Origin of the sequence: Burkholderia sp. Bp8991, assembly GCF_003853795.1 — a bacterium.
Taxonomy (GTDB): domain Bacteria; phylum Pseudomonadota; class Gammaproteobacteria; order Burkholderiales; family Burkholderiaceae; genus Burkholderia.
Genome location: NZ_QTQJ01000001.1, coordinates 166,685 through 185,368 on the forward strand (window position 1 = coordinate 166,685; position 18,684 = coordinate 185,368).

Genomic DNA, 18,684 nt, shown 5'->3' on the forward strand with positions numbered 1-18,684 from the left:
CACGGCCCGTCCCATGCGTATCGACCGGCGCCTCCTGCAGCTCGCATTCGGCGGGCTGTTCTGGCGCACCTTCCTGCTGATCGCGCTGCTGATCTCGGTCAGTCTCGCCGCGTGGTTCCAGAGCTTTCGCGTGATCGAGCGCGAGCCGCGCGCGCAGCGCGTCGCGCTCCAGCTCGTCGCGATCGTGAAGCTCACGCGCACCGCCCTGCTCTATTCCGATCCCGATCTGCGGCGCGCGCTGCTGCAGGATCTCGAGAGCAACGAGGGCGTGCGCGTGTACCCGCGCGAAAAGACCGACAAGTTCAAGCTGCAGCCCGACGAATCGCTGAACCGCCTGATCGAACACGACATCCGCAGCCGGCTCGGCGACGATACCGTGATCGCGCAGTCGGTCAACGACATCCCGGGCGTGTGGATCAGCTTCAAGATCGACGACGACGATTACTGGGTCGCGCTCGACCGCGACCAGCTCGACAGCGTCACGGGCCTGCAGTGGGCCGGCTGGGGCCTGTTCGCGCTCGCGCTGTCGCTGTTCGGCTCGGCGTTCATCACGAGCCTCGTGAACCGGCCGTTCTCGCGGCTCGCGCTCGCCGCGCGGCAGATCGGCTCGGGCCAGACGCCCGAGCTGCTGCCCGAGCGCGGGATGGGCGTCGCGGCCGACACCAACCGCAGCTTCAACCAGATGGTGCGCGACCTTGAACAGCTCGAGGCCGACCGCGCGCTGATGCTCGCGGGCATCTCGCACGACCTGCGCACGCCGCTCGCGCGGCTGCGGCTCGAGACCGAGATGAGCCCGTCCGACCAGGCAACCAAGGACGCGATGGTCGACGACATCGAGCAGATGGACCGCATCATCGCGGCCTTCATCGACTACGCGCGTCCGACCCAGCGCAAGCCGGAGCCGGTCGACCTGTCGTCGATCGCGCACGAAGTCGCCGCGCGCGTGTCGGGCGAGGACGGCGTCGAGATCCGCACGCGGCTCGCGCCGACCGCCGTGATCGAAGCCGACGAGACCGACATGCGCCGCGTGATCGGCAACCTCGTCGAGAACGCGCGCAAATACGGCCAGAGCCGCGACGACGGCGTGTCGCGCATCACGCTCGAGACGCGCGTGACGCACGCGCGCGTCGAGCTGTCGGTGAGCGACGAGGGCCCGGGCATCCCCGAGGACCAGCTGCCGCTCGTGATGCGGCCGTTCTACCGCGTCGACACGGCGCGCACCAAGGCGGACGGCACGGGGCTCGGCATGGCGATCGTGCTGCGCCTCGTCGGCCGCTATCGCGGCGCGCTGCGCCTGCGCAACCGCAGCCCCGAAGCGGGCCTCGAAGTCACGCTCGAATTCCCCGGCGCCGGCAAGGCGCGTGCGACGGCGTGACGCGTTCGCGCACGCTTCTTGCGCGTCACACTATCGGCGCGGTTGAAAAAAACTATGGGAATCGTTAGTCAAAAACTATTGAAGCGACTTATTAATAGTGTTATAGTCGTGCCCATGCTGTCACATCAACGTTGCAGCACCGAGGTAGCTTGACTCAGTCTTCTTCCCAACTCACACAGGAGTATCCGCATGAAAACCGTGGGCGATAAACTCGAAGCATTCACCGTCGTAGCCGCGAAGCCGGGCTTCAACAATCACGAGGAAAACGGCCAGTCGGCGTTCGAGACCGTCACCGAAGCGTCGTTCCCGGGCAAGTGGAAGATCATCTACTTCTATCCGAAGGATTTCACGTTCGTGTGCCCGACGGAAATCGTCGAGTTCGCGAAGCTGACGAAGCAGTTCGAAGAGCGCGACGCCGTCCTGCTCGGCGGCAGCTCGGACAACGAATTCGTGAAGCTCGCATGGCGCCGTGAGCACAAGGACCTCGACAAGCTGAACCACTACTCGTTCGGCGACGTCAAGGGCGAGCTGATCGACCAGCTCGGCGTGCGCGACAAGGAAGCCGGCGTGGCCCTGCGTGCAACGTTCATCGTCGATCCGGACAACACGATCCAGCACGTTTCGGTGAACAACCTGAACGTCGGCCGTAGCCCGGAAGAAGTCCTGCGCATTCTGGACGGCCTGCAAACGGACGAACTGTGCCCGTGCAACCGTGCAGTCGGCGGCGCAACGCTGTAAGCGCATCGATGCACGAAGCCCGCGGCGCACGTCCTGCCTGCGGGCTTTTTTAACGGCCAACCCATAGGAGATATCAATGGAATTCATCGATTCGATTAAGGCACGTATCCCCGACTACGCGAAGGACATTCGCCTGAACCTCGACGGCACGATCTCGCGCTCGTCGCTCGAAGGCACCGATGCAGTCGGCGTCGCGCTGGCGGCGGCGGTCGCGGCGAAGAGCACCGTGCTCGTGAAGACGATCCGCGAAGCCGGCGTGCTGTCGCCCGAAGAGACGAACGCCGTGCTGACGGCGGCCGCGCTGATGGGGATGAACAACACCTGGTATCCGTATGTCGAGATGGCCGACGATGCCGACCTGAAGACGCAGCGCGCCGAGCTGCGGATGGGCGCGTATGCGTCGCACGGCGGCGTCGACAAGCGCCGCTTCGAGATGTACGCGCTCGCCGCGTCGATCGTCGGCAAGTGCCACTTCTGCGTGAAGTCGCACTACGCGCTGCTGAAGAACGAGCAAGGGATGACGACGACGCAGCTGCGCGACGTCGGCCGCATCGCGTCGGTGATCAACGCCGCCGCGCAGGTGATCGCCGCCGAAGGCGAATAAGCAGCCACGCGAACGGCAGCGCGATACGGCGGTCAAGCGCGCCGGATCGCGCCGCAAAACGAAAATGCCACGCAAGCGCGTGGCATTTTTCATTCCGGCGGCGCAACCTGCGCGCCGCTTCGGACCGGCGTCGGGCGCTCACGCGCCCTGCTTCACCAGCAACGCGGCGGCCTGCGCCTCGATGCCCTCGCCGCGGCCGAGGTAGCCGAGCTTCTCGTTGGTCTTCGCCTTCACGTTCACGCGCTCGAGCGGCAGGCCGAGATCGGCCGCGAGGTTCGCGCGCATCCCGTCGATGTGCGGCGCGAGCTTCGGCGCCTGCGCGATCACCGTGCTGTCGACGTTCTGGATCGTGAAGCCGGCCGCCTTCACGCGGGCGACGCATTCGCGCAGCAGCACGCGGCTGTCCGCGCCCTTGAACGCCGCGTCGGTGTCGGAGAAATGGCGGCCGATGTCGCCGAGCGCCGCCGCGCCGAACAGCGCGTCGGTGATCGCGTGCAGCAGCACGTCCGCATCCGAATGGCCGAGCAGGCCGCGCTCGTACGGAATCGTCACGCCGCCGATGATGAGGGGGCGCCCCGGGACGAGCTGGTGCACGTCGTAGCCTTGTCCGATTCTGAAGTCCATGCGTAATCCGGTTTGAGATGAAGTGAAAGTCAGGAAGCGTTCGCGGGGCGCGCGAGGATCGCTTCCGCGAGCGCGAAATCTTCCGGGTACGTGACCTTGAAGTTGCGCAGGCTGCCCTGCACGACGCGCGGCGTATGGCCGGCCCATTCGATCGCGCTGGCCTCGTCGGTCAGGTCGTGCCCTTCGCGCTGCGCGCGCAGGATCGCGTCGCGCAGCATGCCGATGCGGAACATCTGCGGCGTCTGCGCCTGCCACAGCGCGTCGCGCGACTCGGTGCGCGCGATCGCGTCGCCGCCGGCCGGCACGCGCTTGAGCGTATCGGCCACCGGCAGCGCGACGATGCCGCCGACCGGGTCGTCCTTCAGCGTCGCGACCAGCGTGCGGATCAGCGCCGGCGTGATGCCGGGGCGCGCGGCGTCGTGCACGAGCACCCAGTCCTGCTCGGTCGCGCCGAATTCGGCCAGCTCGAGCAGCCCGTTGAGCACCGACGCCTGCCGCGAGCCGCCGCCGCAGCGGCGCACCGCGAAGCGCAGGCCCGCGAAGCGGCGCGCATCGAAGTGCGTGTCGTCGGGCGCGAGGACGACGAGCGTCTGCGCGAATTCGCTGCACGCGTCGAACGCGGCGAGCGTGTAATGCAGGAGCGCGCGGCCGGCCAGCGTGCGGTATTGCTTCGGCACGGCCGAACCGGAGCGGCTGCCCGTGCCGGCGCAAGGAATCAGGGCGAAAAGTCGGGGAGTCACGAAGGGGAAACGCCGGAAAGATGAAATCGAGAAGCGGATTTTATAATAGGTCTTTCGTCTCGACCGGCGCGCCGCGTCGCGCCCGTGCCCGCCACCCCTGCCGTCCCTATGCCAGACAACGCTTCCACCCCGTTCGCCTCGCCCGTCGCCCGCGTCAAGCCGGGCCAGCGGTTCGCCTTCGACGGCGCGCACGGCTCCGCCGACGCACTCGCCATCGCCCGCTATCTCGCCGACAACCGCGACGCGGTCCCGCTCCTTGCGGTGATCTGCGCGAACGCGGTCGACGCGCAGCGGCTGTCGCAGGAACTCCGCTACTTCTCGCCGGAGGCGCGCGTGCGCCTGCTGCCGGACTGGGAAACGCTGCCGTACGACACGTTCTCGCCGCACCAGGATCTCGTCTCCGAGCGGCTCGCGACGCTGCACGACCTCGGCGAGGGCCGCTGCGACATCCTGCTGGTGCCCGCGACCACCGCGCTGTACCGGATGCCGCCCGCGTCGTTCATGGCCGCGTACACGTTCGCGTTCGCGCAGGGCGAGCGGCTCGACGAGGCGAAGCTGAAGGCGCAGCTCACGCTGGCCGGCTACGAGCACGTGAGCCAGGTCGTGCGGCCCGGCGAATACTGCGTGCGCGGCTCGCTGATCGACCTGTACCCGATGGGCTCGCCGCTGCCGTACCGGATCGACCTGTTCGACGACCAGGTCGACTCGATCCGCGCATTCGATCCCGATACGCAGCGCAGCCTCTATCCGGTGCGCGACGTGCGCCTCCTGCCCGGCCGCGAGTTTCCGTTCGACGAAGCGGCGCGCACGGCCTTCCGCAGCCGCTGGCGCGAGACCTTCGAAGGCGACCCGAGCCGCGCGCCGATCTACAAGGACATCGGCAACGGCGTGCCGTCGGCCGGCATCGAGTACTACCTGCCGCTGTTCTTCGACGAGACGGCCACGCTGTTTCACTACCTGCCGCAGGATGCGCACCTCGTGTTCGCCGGCGACCTCGAAGCGTCGATCCGCCGCTTCACGGCCGATACGAAGCAGCGTCATGCGTTCCTCGCGCACGACCGCGAGCGGCCGATCCTGGAGCCGCAGCGGCTGTTCCTGTCCGACGAGGATTTCTTCGCGTTCGCGAAGCCGTTCGCGCGCGTCGTGCTGCCCGCGCAGCCGGCCGGCGGCTGGGCGACGGCCTTGCCCGAGCTCACCGTCGATCGCCACGCGGACGATCCGCTCGCCGCGCTGCGCACCTTCGTCGAAGCGTCGGGCAAGCGCGTGCTGCTGACGGTCGAATCGGCCGGCCGCCGCGAGACGATCCTGCAACTGCTCGCCGAGCATCGCCTGCGTCCGGCGTCGAACGACCACTTCGCGGGCTGGCTCGAAAGCGACGCGCCCTTCGCGCTCGGCGTCGCGCCGCTCGCGAGCGGCTTCGCGGTGCCGGGCGAAGGCTACGCGATCGTCACCGAGACCGAGCTGTACGGCGCGCTCGGCCGCCGCGCCGGGCGCCGCCGCCAGGAACAGGCGAGCAACGTCGACGCGATGGTGCGCGACCTGTCGGAGCTGAAGGTCGGCGATCCGGTCGTGCATGCGCAGCACGGCATCGGCCGCTACATGGGCCTCGTGTCGATGGATCTCGGCGAAGGCGAGACCGAATTCCTGCATCTCGAATACGCGGGCGACAGCAAGCTCTACGTGCCGGTCGCGCAGCTGCACGTGATCTCGCGCTACAGCGGCGCCGATCCCGACAGCGCGCCGCTGCACGCGCTCGGTTCGGGCCAGTGGGAGCGCGCGAAGCGCAAGGCCGCGCAGCAGATCCGCGATACGGCGGCCGAGCTGCTGAACCTGTACGCGCGCCGCGCGGCCCGCGAAGGCCATGCGTTCGCGCTCGAGCCGCGCGACTACGTGAAGTTCGCGGAAAGCTTCGGCTTCGAGGAAACGCCCGACCAGGCCGCGGCGATCGCGGCCGTGATCGGCGACATGACGAGCGGCAAGCCGATGGACCGCCTCGTGTGCGGCGACGTCGGCTTCGGCAAGACCGAGGTCGCGCTGCGCGCCGCATTCATCGCGGTGATGGGCGGCAAGCAGGTCGCGCTGCTGTCGCCGACCACGCTGCTCGCCGAGCAGCACACGCAGACCTTCGCCGATCGCTTCGCCGACTGGCCGGTGCGCATCGTCGAGCTGTCGCGCTTCAAGACCGCGAAGGAAGTGAACGCGGCGATCGCGCAGATCAACGAAGGCAGCGTCGACATCGTGATCGGCACGCACAAGCTGCTGTCGTCGGACGTGCAGTTCAAGCGCCTCGGCCTCGTGATCATCGACGAGGAACACCGCTTCGGCGTGCGCCAGAAGGAAGCGCTGAAGGCGCTGCGCGCGGAAGTCGACGTGCTGACGCTGACCGCGACGCCGATCCCGCGCACGCTCGGGATGGCGCTCGAGGGCTTGCGCGACTTCTCGGTGATCGCGACCGCGCCGCAGAAGCGGCTCGCGATCAAGACCTTCGTGCGCCGCGAGGAGGAAAGCGTGATCCGCGAGGCGATGCTGCGCGAGCTGAAGCGCGGCGGCCAGGTGTATTTCCTGCACAACGAGGTCGAGACGATCGAGAACCGCAAGGCGATGCTCGAGGAGCTCGTGCCCGAAGCGCGGATCGTGATCGCGCACGGCCAGATGCACGAGCGCGAGCTCGAACGCGTGATGCGCGATTTCGTCGCGCAGCGCGCGAACGTGCTGCTGTGCACGACGATCATCGAGACCGGCATCGACGTGCCGAGCGCGAACACGATCATCATGCACCGCGCCGACAAGTTCGGCCTCGCGCAGCTTCACCAGTTGCGCGGCCGCGTCGGCCGTTCGCACCACCAGGCGTACGCATACCTGCTGGTCCACGACCCGCAGTCGCTGACCAAGCAGGCGCAACGCCGCCTCGAGGCGATCCAGCAGATGGAGGAACTCGGTTCGGGCTTCTATCTCGCGATGCACGACCTCGAGATCCGCGGCACCGGCGAGGTGCTCGGCGACAAGCAGTCGGGCGAGATCCACGAGATCGGCTTCCAGCTGTATACCGACATGCTGAACGACGCCGTGAAGGCGCTGAAGAACGGCAAGGAGCCCGACCTCACGGCCCCGCTCGCCGCGACGACGGAAATCAACCTGCATGCGCCCGCGATCCTGCCGGCCGACTACTGCGTGGACGTGCAGGAGCGGCTGTCGCTGTACAAGCGGCTCGCGAACTGCGAGCACGGCGACGCGATCGACGGCATCCAGGAAGAGCTGATCGACCGCTTCGGCAAGCTGCCGCCGCAGGCGCACGCGCTCGTCGAGACGCACCGGCTGCGGCTCGCCGCGAAGCCGCTCGGCATCGTCAAGATCGACGCGAGCGAGGCCGCGATCGGGCTGCAGTTCGAGCCGAACCCGCCGATCGATCCGATGCGGATCATCGAGATGGTGCAGAAGCACCGGCACATCAAGCTCGCGGGCCAGGACAAGCTGCGCATCGAGACGCGCTCGCCCGATCTGGCGATCCGCGTGTCGACGATCAAGGAAACGCTGCGCGCGCTCGCCCCGCGCGCCGACGCGGCGAGCGCGGCACGCTGACGGCACGGCCACGATGCTGCACCGCATCGCGGCCGGCGAAGGCGGGCCGGCGCGTTTTTGAGTATGATTTTCCCATTCCTCAGACGGAGTTTTGCCATGTCCACTCTCGACGCGCCGGCGCCGTCCGCCGCAACCCAAGGCGACGCCTCGCTCGTCAGCCTGCCCTGGATCAAGCAGCTGGTGTCGATGGACACGACGAGCCGCGTGCCGAACCTCGGCCTGATCGAAACGGTGCGCGACGCGCTCGCCGCGAAGGGCATCCAGTCGACGCTCACGCACGATCCGCGCGAAGGCTGGGCCAACCTGTTCGCGACCGTGCCCGCGCACGACGGCTCGACCGACGGCGGCATCGTGCTGTCGGGGCACACCGACGTCGTGCCGGTCGACGGCCAGCAGTGGGACAGCAACCCGTTCGAGCCGGAGTTGCGCGACGGCCACCTGTACGGCCGCGGCACGTGCGACATGAAGGGTTTCATCGGCGCGGCGCTCGCGCTGCTGCCCGAGATGCAGGCGACGAAGCTCGCGAAGCCGATCCATTTCGCGCTCTCCTACGACGAGGAAATCGGCTGCGCGGGCGCCCCGCTGCTGATCGCCGATCTGGTCAAGCGCGGCGTGAAGCCGTCCGGCTGCATCGTCGGCGAGCCGACCAGCATGCGGCCGATCATCGCGCACAAGGGCATCAACGCGTACCGCTGCTGCGTGCGCGGCCACGCGGCGCACTCGTCGCTGACGCCGAAGGGCCTGAACGCGATCGAATATGCGGCACGCCTCATCTGCCACATCCGCGACATCGCCGAGCGCTTTCGCGCCGAAGGCCCGTTCGACGCGCTGTACGACGTGCCGTTCACGACCGCGCAGACGAGCACGATCCAGGGCGGCAACGCGATCAACACGGTCCCGGCCGAATGCCGGTTCGACTTCGAGTTCCGCAACCTGCCGACGCTCGATCCCGAGCAGATCTTCGCGCGCATCGAAGCGTATGCGCGGGAAACGCTGCTGCCGCAGATGCTTCGCGAGCATCCGAACGCGGCGATCGAGTTCTCGAAGATCGCCGCGGCGCCCGGGCTCGACGCGACCGAACAGGCCGCGATCACGCAGCTGGTGCGCGCGCTGACGGCCGACCAGGACAAGCGCAAGGTCGCCTACGGCACGGAAGCCGGCCTGTTCGAGCGCGCGGGCATCCCGAGCATCGTCTGCGGGCCCGGCAACATCGAACAGGCGCACAAGCCGAACGAGTATGTCGAGCTCGCGCAGCTCGCCGCCTGCGAGCAGTTCCTGCGCAAGTTCATCCGCAGCATGTCGGTCGACGCACACTGACTGCCCCCGCCACGCCGGCCTGCGTGTGCGGGCCGGCCCCCTCCCGCCACCCGCCACGTCATGTCGACTGACCAACAGCGCACTGCCCATACGACGATCGACGGCGAACCGATTCCGACGCTCGACGAAATCGCCGCGCAGCATTTCGCGTTGTCGCCGTGGGTCGCGCGCACGCCCGTGTTCGAGCGTGCCGACCTACCGTCCCTCGAGGGCACTCACGTCAACTTCAAGTTCGAGCTGCTGCAGGTGAGCGGCAGCTTCAAGGCGCGCGGTGCGTTCACGAACCTGCTGGCCCTCGACGAAGCGCGAAAGAACGCCGGCGTCACGTGCGTGTCGGCCGGCAATCACGCGGCGGCCGTCGCGTATGCGGCGATGCGGCTCGGCAGCAGCGCGAAGGTCGTGATGTTCCATACCGCGAGCCCGGCGCGCATCGCGCAGTGCAAGCAGTACCGCGCGGAAGTCGTGCTCGCCGGCAGCGCGTCGCAGGCATTCGACGTCGTGCGGCGGATCGAGGCCGAGGAAGGTCGCTTCTTCATCCATCCGTTCAATGGCTATCACACGATTCTCGGCACCGCGACGCTCGGCTACGAATGGGCGACGCAGACGCCCGATCTCGACGCGGTGATCGTGCCGATCGGCGGCGGCGGGCTCGCGGCCGGCATGGCGACCGCGCTGCGGCTCGCGAATCCGAGCGTGCACGTGTACGGCGTCGAGCCGGAAGGCGCCGACGCGATGAGCCGCAGCTTCGCGGCGAATCACACGATCCAGATGAGCGCGATGCAGACCATCGCCGACTCGCTGATGGCGCCGCACACCGAGGAGTACAGCTACCAGCTGTGCCGGCGCCACGTCGACCGCATCGTCACGGTGTCCGACGACGCGCTGCGCGCGGCGATGTTGTTCCTGTTCTCGCAACTGAAGCTGTCGGTCGAACCGGCGTGCGCGGCAGCGCTCGCGGCGCTGCTCGGCCCGCTGCGCGAAACGCTGCAGGGCAAGCGGGTCGGCGTGCTGCTGTCGGGCACGAACACCGATCCCGCGACGCTCGGCATGCATCTCGCGCACGCAAAACTGCAGCACTGAACCCGCGCACGATACTCAGGGTTATCCCCAGTTTATGTTGACAGCCCTGTTGATAACCCGCCGGACAAGCACGCAAGTGGTTGAGCGCGCAGCGTTTTACGCGCGCAAAGCGCGCCGGACGCGAAATAGGCAGATGGCGCCGTCGAACGCATGGCCCGCGGCGTGGCAACGTCGTACGCGGCAGATGATCGGCGCGGCAGCCGTCGCGCTGCTTGCCGGTTGCGCGGCCCCGCCCTCGCCCGTCGTCGACGCTTCCGTTGGCTGCCTGCGGCCGGACATGCACCGGATGCTGCAGGCCGACCTGCTGTTCGGGCGCGATATCGCGGGACGCGGCCCCGTCACCGAAACGGAACGCGCGGCCTTCCTCGCCGAGGTCGTCACGCCGCGCTTTCCGGACGGTTTCACGGTCTGGGACACCCGCGGCCAATGGCGCGACCGCGCCACCGGCCGGATCATCGGCGAAGCGAGTTTCGTGGTCCGTATCGTCGCCGACGACACCGCCGATACGCACGCGCGGCTCGTGGCGATCCGGCACGCGTACCGCGAGCGCTTCCGGCAGGACTCGGTCGGCATCACGCTCGTACCGGCCTGCGCGTCGTTCTGATTCGTCCTCCCGCCGGCTGATGCGCGAAGACACATAAAAAAAACGGGCGCCCGAAGGCGCCCGCCGCATGCGACACATCCGCGTATCGCTTACTTGTTCTCGAACATGTCCATGATCTGCTGCTTCTCCTGCTGCGTGACGGGCGGCGGCGCGAGCCCCTCCGAGCCGGCCGAGCCGAGCGCGTCGTTCGCGCTGATCGCATTCGCGGCCGGGTTGATGTCCACGCTGCCGACGAAGCCGTTGCCCGGCGTGCGATCGGCGTAGTACAGCTCGCCGTCGATCGAGGTCAGGCCGTCCGGCATCGGCATCTGCTGCTCGGGCACGCCGTTCAGCGCGGTGCGCATGTAGTTCACCCAGATCGGCAACGCGAGCTGCGCGCCGAATTCGCGGCTACCGAGGCTCTTCGGCTGGTCGAAGCCCATCCACGCGACCGCGACGAGCGACTGCTGGTAGCCGGCGAACCAGCCGTCCTTCGCATCGTTCGTCGTGCCCGTCTTGCCCTGCAGGTCGCTGCGGCCGAGCGCGTTGGTGCCCGCGCCCGTACCGGCCGTCGCGACCGTGTGCAGCAGGCTGTTCATCACGTATGCGTTGCGGCCTTCGATCGTGCGCGGCGCGGTGCCGCCGGCGATCACCGGCTGCGATTTCTGCAGCGGCTGGCCGCGCGCGTCGTCGACTTCGGCGATCAGGTACGGATCGACCTTGTAGCCGCCGTTCGCGAAGACCGCATAGCCGGTCGCGAGCTGCAGCGGCGTCACGAGGCCGGCGCCGAGCGCCATCGGCAGGTACGGCGGCGTCTTCGCCGGATCGAAGCCGAAGCGCTGCGTCACGTACTCCTGCGCGTACTGCGTGCCGATCGACGCGAGGATCCGGATCGACACGAGGTTCTTCGAACGCTGCAGGCCGGTGCGCATCGACATCGGGCCGTCGGGCTGGTCGTCGTCCTTCGGTTCCCACGCGGTGCCGCCCGGCACGCTCGGCGGGAAGTACAGCGGCGCATCGTTGATGATCGTCGCCGGCCCGAGGCCCTTGTCGAGCGACGCCGAATAAATGAACGGCTTGAACGACGAACCCGGCTGACGCCACGCCTGCGTCACGTGGTTGAACTTGCTCTTGTTGAAGTCGAAGCCGCCGACGAGCGAACGGATCGCACCGTCCTGCGGCGCGATCGCGACGAGCGCGCCTTCGACCTGCGGCAGCTGCACGATCTGCCAGCCCGTCTTGCCGTCCTTCAGCACGCGCACGATCGAGCCCGGCTTGATGTGCAGCGTCGCGTTCGCGCGCGGGCTCAGCGCGGCCGACACGAAGCGCAGGCCGGCCGGGCCGATCGTCGTCGTGGCGCCGCCGACGAACTGCACCTCGACCGCGTTCGGCGACGCCGACAGCACCACCGCCGACTGCAGGTCGCCGTTGTCCGGGTGATCGGCGAGCGCGTCGTCGATCGCCTCGTCGCGATCGTCGCCGGCCGCCGGCAAGTTGATCGAGCCTTCCGGCCCGCGATAGCCGTGGCGGCGCTCGTAATCGAGAATGCCGCGGCGCACGGCCTGGTACGCGGCTTCCTGGTCGGCCGAGTTGATCGTCGTCGTGACGGTCAGCCCGCGCGTATAGGTTTCGTCCTTGTACTGCTGGTACATCATCTGCCGCACCATCTCGGCGACGTATTCGCCGTGCACCGCGTACTGGTTGCCCGGCGTGCGCACGCGGATCTCTTCCTTCACCGCCTGGTCGTACTGCGGCTGCGTGATGTAGCCGATCTCGAGCATGCGCTTCAGGATGTACTCCTGGCGCACCTTCGCGCGCTTCGGATTGACGACCGGGTTGTACGCGGACGGCGCCTTCGGCAGCCCCGCGAGCATCGCCGCCTCGGCGAGCGTGATGTCCTTCAGGTCCTTGCCGAAATACACGCGCGCGGCGGCCGCGAAACCGTACGAGCGCTGGCCCAGGTAGATCTGGTTCATGTACAGCTCGAGGATCTGGTCCTTCGTCAGCGCCTTCTCGATCTTGTACGCGAGCAGCATCTCGTAGATCTTGCGCGTATACGTCTTCTCGCTCGACAGGAAGAAGTTGCGCGCGACCTGCATCGTGATCGTGCTCGCGCCCTGGCGCGCGCCACCGTGCATCAGGTCGGCCACGCCGGCGCGCAGGATGCCGAGGAAGTCTACGCCGCCGTGTTCGTAGAAGCGGTAGTCCTCGATCGCGAGCACCGCCTTCTTCATCACGTCGGGAATGTCCTGGAAGCGCACGAGGCTGCGGCGCTCCTCGCCGAACTCGCCGATCAGCACGTGATCGGCGCTGAACACGCGCAGCGGCACCTTCGGCTGGTAGTTGGTCAGCGCATCGAGCGACGGCAGTTGCGGCGCCATCACGACGAGCGCGTAGCCGACGATCAGCGCACCGACGATCGCGAGCGTCGCGATCAGGCCGACGAACCACAGCGCGACGCGCGAGCCGAACGAGCGGCGCGCGCCGTCCCCGCCGCCGCGGCGCTGCGCGCGCCGGTCGTCGCCGCGCTCGTCGTCATCGGGGTAATAGGCCCCCGACGGCGAACGGCGCAACGTGTAGTGAGGTTCGTTCCGGTCGGAAGGAGAAGACGGTCGTTTGATGATTGGCATGTCGGAATGGCGGGCGGCGTGGCGCCCTCGGACGCATGCGGAAAATGCAAGCGGATGAATCAGAGTGGGTGCATCGTGGCAACTGTCACGTCGACAGACCCCGCCGCGCGGCGATCCGTTCCCGCGACGTGACAGCGCATTTTAATGAAATCGACCGATCGGCTTCGCGATTTTTTGTAAAAATTCCCGCACAAGCATGAATTGCGGAACGTATTGGCGCCATGCTCCGCCTATCATGGACTCGCGACCCGGTGCGCGCCGCGGCGTTTCTTTCAGATGCGAAAGGTGGAAACCTGCACACGCACGGCGCTTGAACTCCGGCGCTTAAGCCGTATTTAAGGGGCCGGCGGTGTAATATCCGCCGGCTCACGCGGATCGGAACCGATTCGCAACGGGCATTGCCGCCGACGCGGCACCTTTCAACCACGGAGGATTTCATGTCGCTTTTCGACTCTGTTTCGCGCACGATCAAAGGCCTGCTGAACGATGCGGCCGACTCGGTACAGGATCCGTCGCGCGACGCACGGCAGATCGTGCGGGAGCTCGACGACAGCATCGGCCGTGCCGAGAATTCGCTGATCGAGATCGAGGCACAAGTCGCGACCCAGCGCAGCAAGCGCGATGCGGCCGACGACAAGGTGAAGAAGTACGAGGACGGCGCGAAGCGCGCGCTGCAGGCGGGCGACGAAGCGCTCGCACGCGAGGCGCTCGCCGCGCAGTCGAACGCCGAAGCCGAGCGCGATGCGCTCGCGGCCGAGCTGACGACGCTCGAGCCGTCGGTCGACAAGCTGAAGGGGCAGATCGCCGACATGCGTCAGCGCCGCAACGACCTGAACGCACGCTCGAACATCCTGCAGGCCAAGCAGGAAATCGCGCAGGCGAAGGATGTCGCGGCAAGCGCGTTGGGCGGCATCGGCGGCAAGAACCTGTCCGAGGACTTCCAGAAGCTCGAGGACAAGGTCGCGCTGCAGAATGCGCGTTCGGACGCCCGCCTGAATTCGGCCGACACGTCGAGCGGCAAGGCGCTCGACGACAAGCTCGCCGCGCTGAACAAGGGCCCGTCGGTCGAGGACCGCCTCGCCGCGCTGAAGAAGCAGCTCGACACGCCCGCGCAGTAACGGCAGGCAACCGCGCCGCGGCCCGCCGGGCGCGCGGCGCGCACCGATCGTCAGGAGACGGGCGCCCGCGCCCGGTTCGACCATGAAGAAATCTCTCGCCGCACTCGGCTTCTCGCTGATGCTGCTGTCGTCCGCCGCCTTTGCGGTTCCGTCGCTGCAGCAAGTCGAGCAGTCGATCGCGCAACGTGACTGGCAGCGCGCCGACACGCAGCTGTCGCAAGTCATCGACGCCCATCCGAACAATGCGCATGCGCGCTATCTGTACGCACAGGTGCTGGACCGCGAAGGCCGCGCGTCCGACGCGCTCGCGCAACTGCAGCGGGCGAAGTCGCTCGATCCGCAACTGCGCTTCACCGACGCGTCGCATTTCGCGCAGACCGAATCGCGCATTCGCGCCGACGCCGCGCGCGTGAGCGGCGCGAGCGGCAACGCACCGTCGGCCACGCAGGCCGGTTCGTTGCAGTCGTCGCTCGCACCTGCCGCGCTGGTTGCGAAACACGGTCCGTCGACCGGCATGTGGATCGGCCTCGGGCTGCTCGTCGCGGTCATCGCGCTGGTGCTGCGCTGGACGTTGCGGCGCGCACGCTCGGCCGACGACAGCCGTGCCGGCGACGAACGCCGCGCGCAGTTGAAACGCGCGACCGACGTGCTGAACGACATCCGTCCGCTGAAACTCGACGCGAAACTGTCGACGGCGCCTGGGGCCGCCGCGCTCACCAGCGAACTCGAAGGCATCGAGACCGATGCACGCGCGCTCGTCGAAGCGCTGTCGAACGGCAAGAACCCGGTGCCGCCGTATCGCATCGACGAACTCGAACAGCGGCATGCGAGCGTGAAGGCGCGCGTCGAAGGCCGCCCCGATCCGAGCGCGCCGCCCGCTGCGCCCGCGAACGGCAGCGGCTCCGTGTATGCGCAGGAAGCCGATCGCGTGACCGGCATGCAAGGGCAGCCGTATCAGCAGCAACCGTACCCGCAACAGCCGTATCCGCCGCAACCGTATCCGCAACAGCAGCCGCCCGTCGTGGTTCAGCAAGGCGGCGGTTTCGGCAGCGGAATGGGCGGGCTGCTAACCGGCGTGCTGCTCGGCGAAGCGATGTCCGGCGGCCGCGAACGCGTAGTCGAACGCGACGTGATCGTCGACGACCAGCGCCGGCGCCAGGAGAACAACGATCCGGGCTTCGACCTCGGCCGCGGCGACGATTCGAACTGGAGCGACGGCAATGGCGGCGGCGGCGTCGATCTCGGCAGCAACGACGACAGCTGGACCGACGACAACACCTGAGCATGGCTCGCGCGGGCGTCGACGCATCGCGCCGCGCCCGCCCCCGCGCTTTCTTTCATTTCCACTCGCGCCGGCCCGGTGATTTGTTAATCATTTCAAGATGGGCTACCGACAATGGGGCACGTTCGCTATCATGCGGCCATCGGCGTGCCCCCGATCCGACCCATCAGACGCTTCGCAGCCCTGCGCGTCGCGGCACGCCTCCTCTCGCCCAACCAGGAGAAAGCCGCTCATGAGCATAATCAAGGAATTCAAGGAGTTCGCCGTCAAAGGCAACGTGATGGATCTCGCCGTCGGCGTGATCATCGGCGGCGCGTTCTCGAAGATCGTCGACTCGGTCGTGAAAGACCTCATCATGCCGGTCATCGGCGTGCTGACGGGCGGTCTGGATTTCTCGAACAAGTTCGTTCTGCTCGGCACCATCCCCCCGACGTTCAAGGGTAATCCCGATTCGTTCAAGGACCTGCAGGCCGCGGGCGTCGCCGCATTCGGCTACGGCTCGTTCATCACCGTGGCGATCAACTTCGTGATCCTCGCGTTCATCATCTTCCTGATGGTGAAATTCATCAACAAGCTGCGCAAGCCGGAAGAAGCGGCGCCGGCCGCGACGCCGGAAGACATCGTGCTGCTGCGCGAGATCCGCGATTCGCTCAAGCAACGCTGAGCACCGCGCCACGCTGCGACTGCCGGGCCCGCCATGTGCGGGCCTTTTTCATGGGCACGCATCGTGCACCGTCGTGCGAGCGCCTATCTCACTTTTTTGTGACGCACGAATGCACGCACGGGAAAAGCAGGTCTATGATGGAGACTAAACGACAGTACGGGCGCCAAGACGCTGGCTGTGTCGATCATCGTGGCATGCGGGTCGACGGGAGACATTGATCGTCGTACCGCACGAGTGCGGAGTGCAGCATTTTCGTGTGCTATAAAGGATCGACATGCGGCGTACATAGCCGGGAGTGGGTCGCATGAAAGTGCCGCATTTCTTGCAATTGTTTTTCAGGCGAGTGTTTATGTCCTTCCCGAAAAAACGTCGACGTGCGCAACAGGATGGCCAGGAGTCCTTCCTCGCGGTATTGCGCCATTCGAAACCGTTCGCGCAGCTCGACACCAAGATTGCCCGCGCCCGTGCGCAGGACGAACCCGTCCTCTATGCGCACGTGCTACCCGGCCTCGACGTGCTTCTGTGCAGCGTGCGCGGCGCACAGCCGCCCTATCCGGCCATCGCCGAACTGCGCAAGCGCTGCCTCGAATCGATCGCCAACGCACTCGAACAGCCGCTCGACGGCCTCGAGAACGGCGGGTACTGGTACGAGGCGAACGGCTTCGGCTTCCTCGTGTTCGCGAGCCGCGCCCGCGCGCGTATCCTGCCCGAATTTGGTGCAGGCACGAAAGCGAGCCTGCGTGGCGGGCTCGGACGCCAGAACGCCGGCGACACGACACCGCGCTCCCTCGGCTGAACCGACACCGACACGATGGGCCGCCTCCGGGCGGCCCATCGGCCATTCAGGCCTCCCGCTTCAGCGTCGCGGCGCGCTCACTGCGCCGTCCCGCGCCCGTTGCCGGGCCGGACGATGTCGATGAACGCGGCGAAATCGGCGCCGGCAAGCCCCTGCGCGGCGCCCAGGCGCAGCACCTGCTGCACCGTGGCCGATACGGGCATCACCGCGCCCGTGTCGCGCGCGGCGTCGGCGATCGCATCGACATCCTTCTGGAACGTGCTGAGCGCGCCGATCGGCGCGTGACCGCCTGACGTCATGCGCGGCACGAAGGTCTGCAGCAGCACCGAATCGGCCCAGCCGCCCGCCAGCGCGTCGGCCAGACGCGCGGCGTCGATGCCGCTCGCCTGGGCCAGGCCGACGGCTTCCGCGATCGCGGTCACCGTCGCGGTGACGATCGCCTGGTTGCACAGCTTCGCGGTCTGGCCCGCGCCAGCGTCGCCCATGTGCGTGACGCGCGACGCGTAGGTATCGATCAGCGGTCGCACCGCAGCGAGGTCGGCGGCGCCGCCGCCCGCCATCACCGCAAGCGTGCCGGCCTGCGCGCCGGGCACGCCGCCCGACACCGGCGCATCGATCCAGCCGACGCCGAGCGCGGCGGCACGCGCCGCGTAGTCGCGCGTCGCGGCAGGCGGAATGCTCGAGTGATCGACGATGCGCTTCAGGCGGCGTGCATGCGCATCGCCGGCAAACAGCCCGTGCTCGCCGAACGCGACGTCGCCGACCGCACGGCCGTCGAGCACGCACACGAACACCGTGTCGACGCGCTCGGCCAGTTCGCGCGGCGTGTCGACCACCTGCGCACCGTCCTTTTCAAGCGCCTCGGCCTTGCCGCGCGTGCGGTTCCATACGCTGACCCGGTGGCCCGCCGCCAGCAAATGCCGAATCATCGGCGCGCCCATCAATCCCGGTCCGCAAAATCCGACTTCCACGATCTTCCTCGTCTCCAATTGAGGTTGCACTTGCCGCCCATCATACCTATCACTCAAGAAGCCGGACACGCGCGGCGCCGCTTCGGGCCCGCCGCTTGCGCCGGCCGCACACACACCGACATCCCAGGGAGCGCATCATGAGCGACCACGTCTACAAGCTGATCGAACTGACCGGTTCGTCGCGGCAATCGTGCGACGACGCCATCCGCAACGCGATCTCGAAAGCCGGCAAGACGCTGCACAACCTGCACTGGTTCCAGGTGACCGAAACGCGCGGCCACATCGAAGGCGACCAAGTCATCCACTGGCAGGTCACGCTGAAAGTCGGCATGCGCATCGACGACTGACGCACGCGTGTCACGCGCGGTGCCCTGACCACCGGATGCGTGCAATGCGCATCCGCGCGGTACCGCGCACGCCCGCATTCCGCCCCCTTCACCCGCTCCCCGTTCGGCCCTCTTCAGTCCGCTTGGCGAGGCCCGGCGACGGGTGTCTGCGGGTATCCATCTCTTGACGCTGACTTTAGTTCATATTAAAAACCATATACCCACCTCCCCCATCGATCAGCCCAGCCATATAAACC

16 protein-coding genes are annotated in these 18,684 nt (G+C 67.6%); 12 read left to right on the forward strand and 4 right to left on the reverse strand.

Annotated features, from left to right (window positions below):
- Positions 1 to 13: 13 nt before the first annotated feature.
- The 3 genes from DIE02_RS00790 (at position 14) to DIE02_RS00800 (ending at position 2,717) form a co-directional block, all read left to right on the forward strand.
- Positions 14 to 1,375: an ATP-binding protein gene (locus DIE02_RS00790; protein WP_044843721.1), complete on the forward strand. Its 1,362-nt coding sequence runs from the start codon at positions 14 to 16 to the stop codon at positions 1,373 to 1,375.
- 189 nt (positions 1,376 to 1,564) lie between these two features.
- The gene (locus DIE02_RS00795; RefSeq protein WP_006478563.1) at positions 1,565 to 2,113 is read left to right on the forward strand and encodes a peroxiredoxin; all 549 of its coding nucleotides are present in this window, start codon (positions 1,565 to 1,567) and stop codon (positions 2,111 to 2,113) included.
- A gap of 76 nt (positions 2,114 to 2,189) precedes the next feature.
- Positions 2,190 to 2,717 carry a carboxymuconolactone decarboxylase family protein gene (locus tag DIE02_RS00800; RefSeq protein WP_044843722.1) on the forward strand — a complete coding sequence of 176 codons (528 nt, stop codon included), beginning with the start codon at positions 2,190 to 2,192 and terminating at the stop codon, positions 2,715 to 2,717.
- Positions 2,718 to 2,855: 138 nt separating this feature from the next.
- Here the strand turns inward: DIE02_RS00800 and ispF are convergent, their stop codons facing one another.
- The gene (gene ispF, locus DIE02_RS00805) at positions 2,856 to 3,341 is read right to left on the reverse strand and encodes a 2-C-methyl-D-erythritol 2,4-cyclodiphosphate synthase (protein ID WP_044843723.1); all 486 of its coding nucleotides are present in this window, start codon (positions 3,339 to 3,341) and stop codon (positions 2,856 to 2,858) included.
- A gap of 29 nt (positions 3,342 to 3,370) precedes the next feature.
- On the reverse strand, positions 3,371 to 4,081 hold the full coding sequence (gene ispD / locus DIE02_RS00810; RefSeq protein WP_124486221.1) for a 2-C-methyl-D-erythritol 4-phosphate cytidylyltransferase: 711 nt from the start codon (positions 4,079 to 4,081) through the stop codon (positions 3,371 to 3,373).
- A 108-nt stretch (positions 4,082 to 4,189) separates the two neighbouring features.
- On the opposite strand from ispD, the gene mfd reads away from it, so the two are divergent.
- The 4 genes from mfd to DIE02_RS00830 all read left to right on the forward strand — a co-directional run bounded on the left by mfd (position 4,190) and on the right by DIE02_RS00830 (position 10,661).
- A complete protein-coding gene (gene mfd / locus DIE02_RS00815; RefSeq protein WP_124486220.1) occupies positions 4,190 to 7,660 on the forward strand; it encodes a transcription-repair coupling factor in 3,471 nt (1,156 codons plus the stop codon).
- Between the two features lie 96 nt (positions 7,661 to 7,756).
- Positions 7,757 to 8,977 carry an acetylornithine deacetylase gene (gene argE / locus DIE02_RS00820; RefSeq protein WP_124486219.1) on the forward strand — a complete coding sequence of 407 codons (1,221 nt, stop codon included), beginning with the start codon at positions 7,757 to 7,759 and terminating at the stop codon, positions 8,975 to 8,977.
- 60 nt (positions 8,978 to 9,037) lie between these two features.
- Positions 9,038 to 10,057 carry a threonine/serine dehydratase gene (locus DIE02_RS00825; RefSeq protein WP_124528460.1) on the forward strand — a complete coding sequence of 340 codons (1,020 nt, stop codon included), beginning with the start codon at positions 9,038 to 9,040 and terminating at the stop codon, positions 10,055 to 10,057.
- A gap of 133 nt (positions 10,058 to 10,190) precedes the next feature.
- The gene (locus DIE02_RS00830) at positions 10,191 to 10,661 is read left to right on the forward strand and encodes a DUF3574 domain-containing protein (protein WP_260427287.1); all 471 of its coding nucleotides are present in this window, start codon (positions 10,191 to 10,193) and stop codon (positions 10,659 to 10,661) included.
- An 89-nt stretch (positions 10,662 to 10,750) separates the two neighbouring features.
- Here DIE02_RS00830 and DIE02_RS00835 read toward each other — a convergent pair whose 3' ends face one another.
- Complete coding sequence (locus DIE02_RS00835; protein WP_124486218.1) at positions 10,751 to 13,270, reverse strand: penicillin-binding protein 1A; 2,520 nt, start codon at positions 13,268 to 13,270, stop codon at positions 10,751 to 10,753.
- 437 nt (positions 13,271 to 13,707) lie between these two features.
- On the opposite strand from DIE02_RS00835, the gene DIE02_RS00840 reads away from it, so the two are divergent.
- From DIE02_RS00840 to DIE02_RS00855, 4 genes are all read left to right on the forward strand, one after another.
- Positions 13,708 to 14,388 carry a PspA/IM30 family protein gene (locus DIE02_RS00840; RefSeq protein ID WP_044843730.1) on the forward strand — a complete coding sequence of 227 codons (681 nt, stop codon included), beginning with the start codon at positions 13,708 to 13,710 and terminating at the stop codon, positions 14,386 to 14,388.
- Between the two features lie 82 nt (positions 14,389 to 14,470).
- Positions 14,471 to 15,670 (forward strand): tetratricopeptide repeat protein, encoded by a 1,200-nt coding sequence (locus DIE02_RS00845; RefSeq protein ID WP_124486217.1) that lies wholly within the window; start codon positions 14,471 to 14,473, stop codon positions 15,668 to 15,670.
- Between the two features lie 232 nt (positions 15,671 to 15,902).
- Positions 15,903 to 16,334, forward strand: a complete 432-nt coding sequence (gene mscL, locus DIE02_RS00850; RefSeq protein WP_006760677.1) for a large conductance mechanosensitive channel protein MscL — start codon at positions 15,903 to 15,905, stop codon at positions 16,332 to 16,334.
- Positions 16,335 to 16,683: 349 nt separating this feature from the next.
- Complete coding sequence (locus DIE02_RS00855) at positions 16,684 to 17,130, forward strand: hypothetical protein (protein WP_185500383.1); 447 nt, start codon at positions 16,684 to 16,686, stop codon at positions 17,128 to 17,130.
- 77 nt (positions 17,131 to 17,207) lie between these two features.
- Here DIE02_RS00855 and DIE02_RS00860 read toward each other — a convergent pair whose 3' ends face one another.
- Positions 17,208 to 18,101 carry an NAD(P)-dependent oxidoreductase gene (locus DIE02_RS00860; RefSeq protein WP_044843795.1) on the reverse strand — a complete coding sequence of 298 codons (894 nt, stop codon included), beginning with the start codon at positions 18,099 to 18,101 and terminating at the stop codon, positions 17,208 to 17,210.
- A 137-nt stretch (positions 18,102 to 18,238) separates the two neighbouring features.
- Between DIE02_RS00860 and DIE02_RS00865 the strand changes: the two genes are divergently transcribed.
- The gene (locus DIE02_RS00865) at positions 18,239 to 18,448 is read left to right on the forward strand and encodes a dodecin (RefSeq protein WP_006755984.1); all 210 of its coding nucleotides are present in this window, start codon (positions 18,239 to 18,241) and stop codon (positions 18,446 to 18,448) included.
- Positions 18,449 to 18,684: the final 236 nt, after the last annotated feature.

Excerpts from the sequence above, each read along its gene's own strand:
- DIE02_RS00800 (WP_044843722.1), top strand. The coding sequence starts at position 2,190 with ATGGAATTCATCGATTCGATTAAGGCACGTATCCCCGACTACGCGAAG.
- mscL (WP_006760677.1), top strand. The coding sequence starts at position 15,903 with ATGAGCATAATCAAGGAATTCAAGGAGTTCGCCGTCAAAGGCAACGTG.
- ispF (WP_044843723.1), bottom strand. The coding sequence starts at position 3,341 with ATGGACTTCAGAATCGGACAAGGCTACGACGTGCACCAGCTCGTCCCG.
- DIE02_RS00790 (WP_044843721.1), top strand. The coding sequence starts at position 14 with ATGCGTATCGACCGGCGCCTCCTGCAGCTCGCATTCGGCGGGCTGTTC.
- DIE02_RS00830 (WP_260427287.1), top strand. The coding sequence starts at position 10,191 with ATGGCGCCGTCGAACGCATGGCCCGCGGCGTGGCAACGTCGTACGCGG.
- DIE02_RS00865 (WP_006755984.1), top strand. The coding sequence starts at position 18,239 with ATGAGCGACCACGTCTACAAGCTGATCGAACTGACCGGTTCGTCGCGG.
- DIE02_RS00845 (WP_124486217.1), top strand. The coding sequence starts at position 14,471 with ATGAAGAAATCTCTCGCCGCACTCGGCTTCTCGCTGATGCTGCTGTCG.
- argE (WP_124486219.1), top strand. The coding sequence starts at position 7,757 with ATGTCCACTCTCGACGCGCCGGCGCCGTCCGCCGCAACCCAAGGCGAC.
- DIE02_RS00835 (WP_124486218.1), bottom strand. The coding sequence starts at position 13,270 with ATGCCAATCATCAAACGACCGTCTTCTCCTTCCGACCGGAACGAACCT.
- mfd (WP_124486220.1), top strand. The coding sequence starts at position 4,190 with ATGCCAGACAACGCTTCCACCCCGTTCGCCTCGCCCGTCGCCCGCGTC.
- DIE02_RS00825 (WP_124528460.1), top strand. The coding sequence starts at position 9,038 with ATGTCGACTGACCAACAGCGCACTGCCCATACGACGATCGACGGCGAA.
- DIE02_RS00840 (WP_044843730.1), top strand. The coding sequence starts at position 13,708 with ATGTCGCTTTTCGACTCTGTTTCGCGCACGATCAAAGGCCTGCTGAAC.
- DIE02_RS00795 (WP_006478563.1), top strand. The coding sequence starts at position 1,565 with ATGAAAACCGTGGGCGATAAACTCGAAGCATTCACCGTCGTAGCCGCG.
- DIE02_RS00855 (WP_185500383.1), top strand. The coding sequence starts at position 16,684 with ATGTCCTTCCCGAAAAAACGTCGACGTGCGCAACAGGATGGCCAGGAG.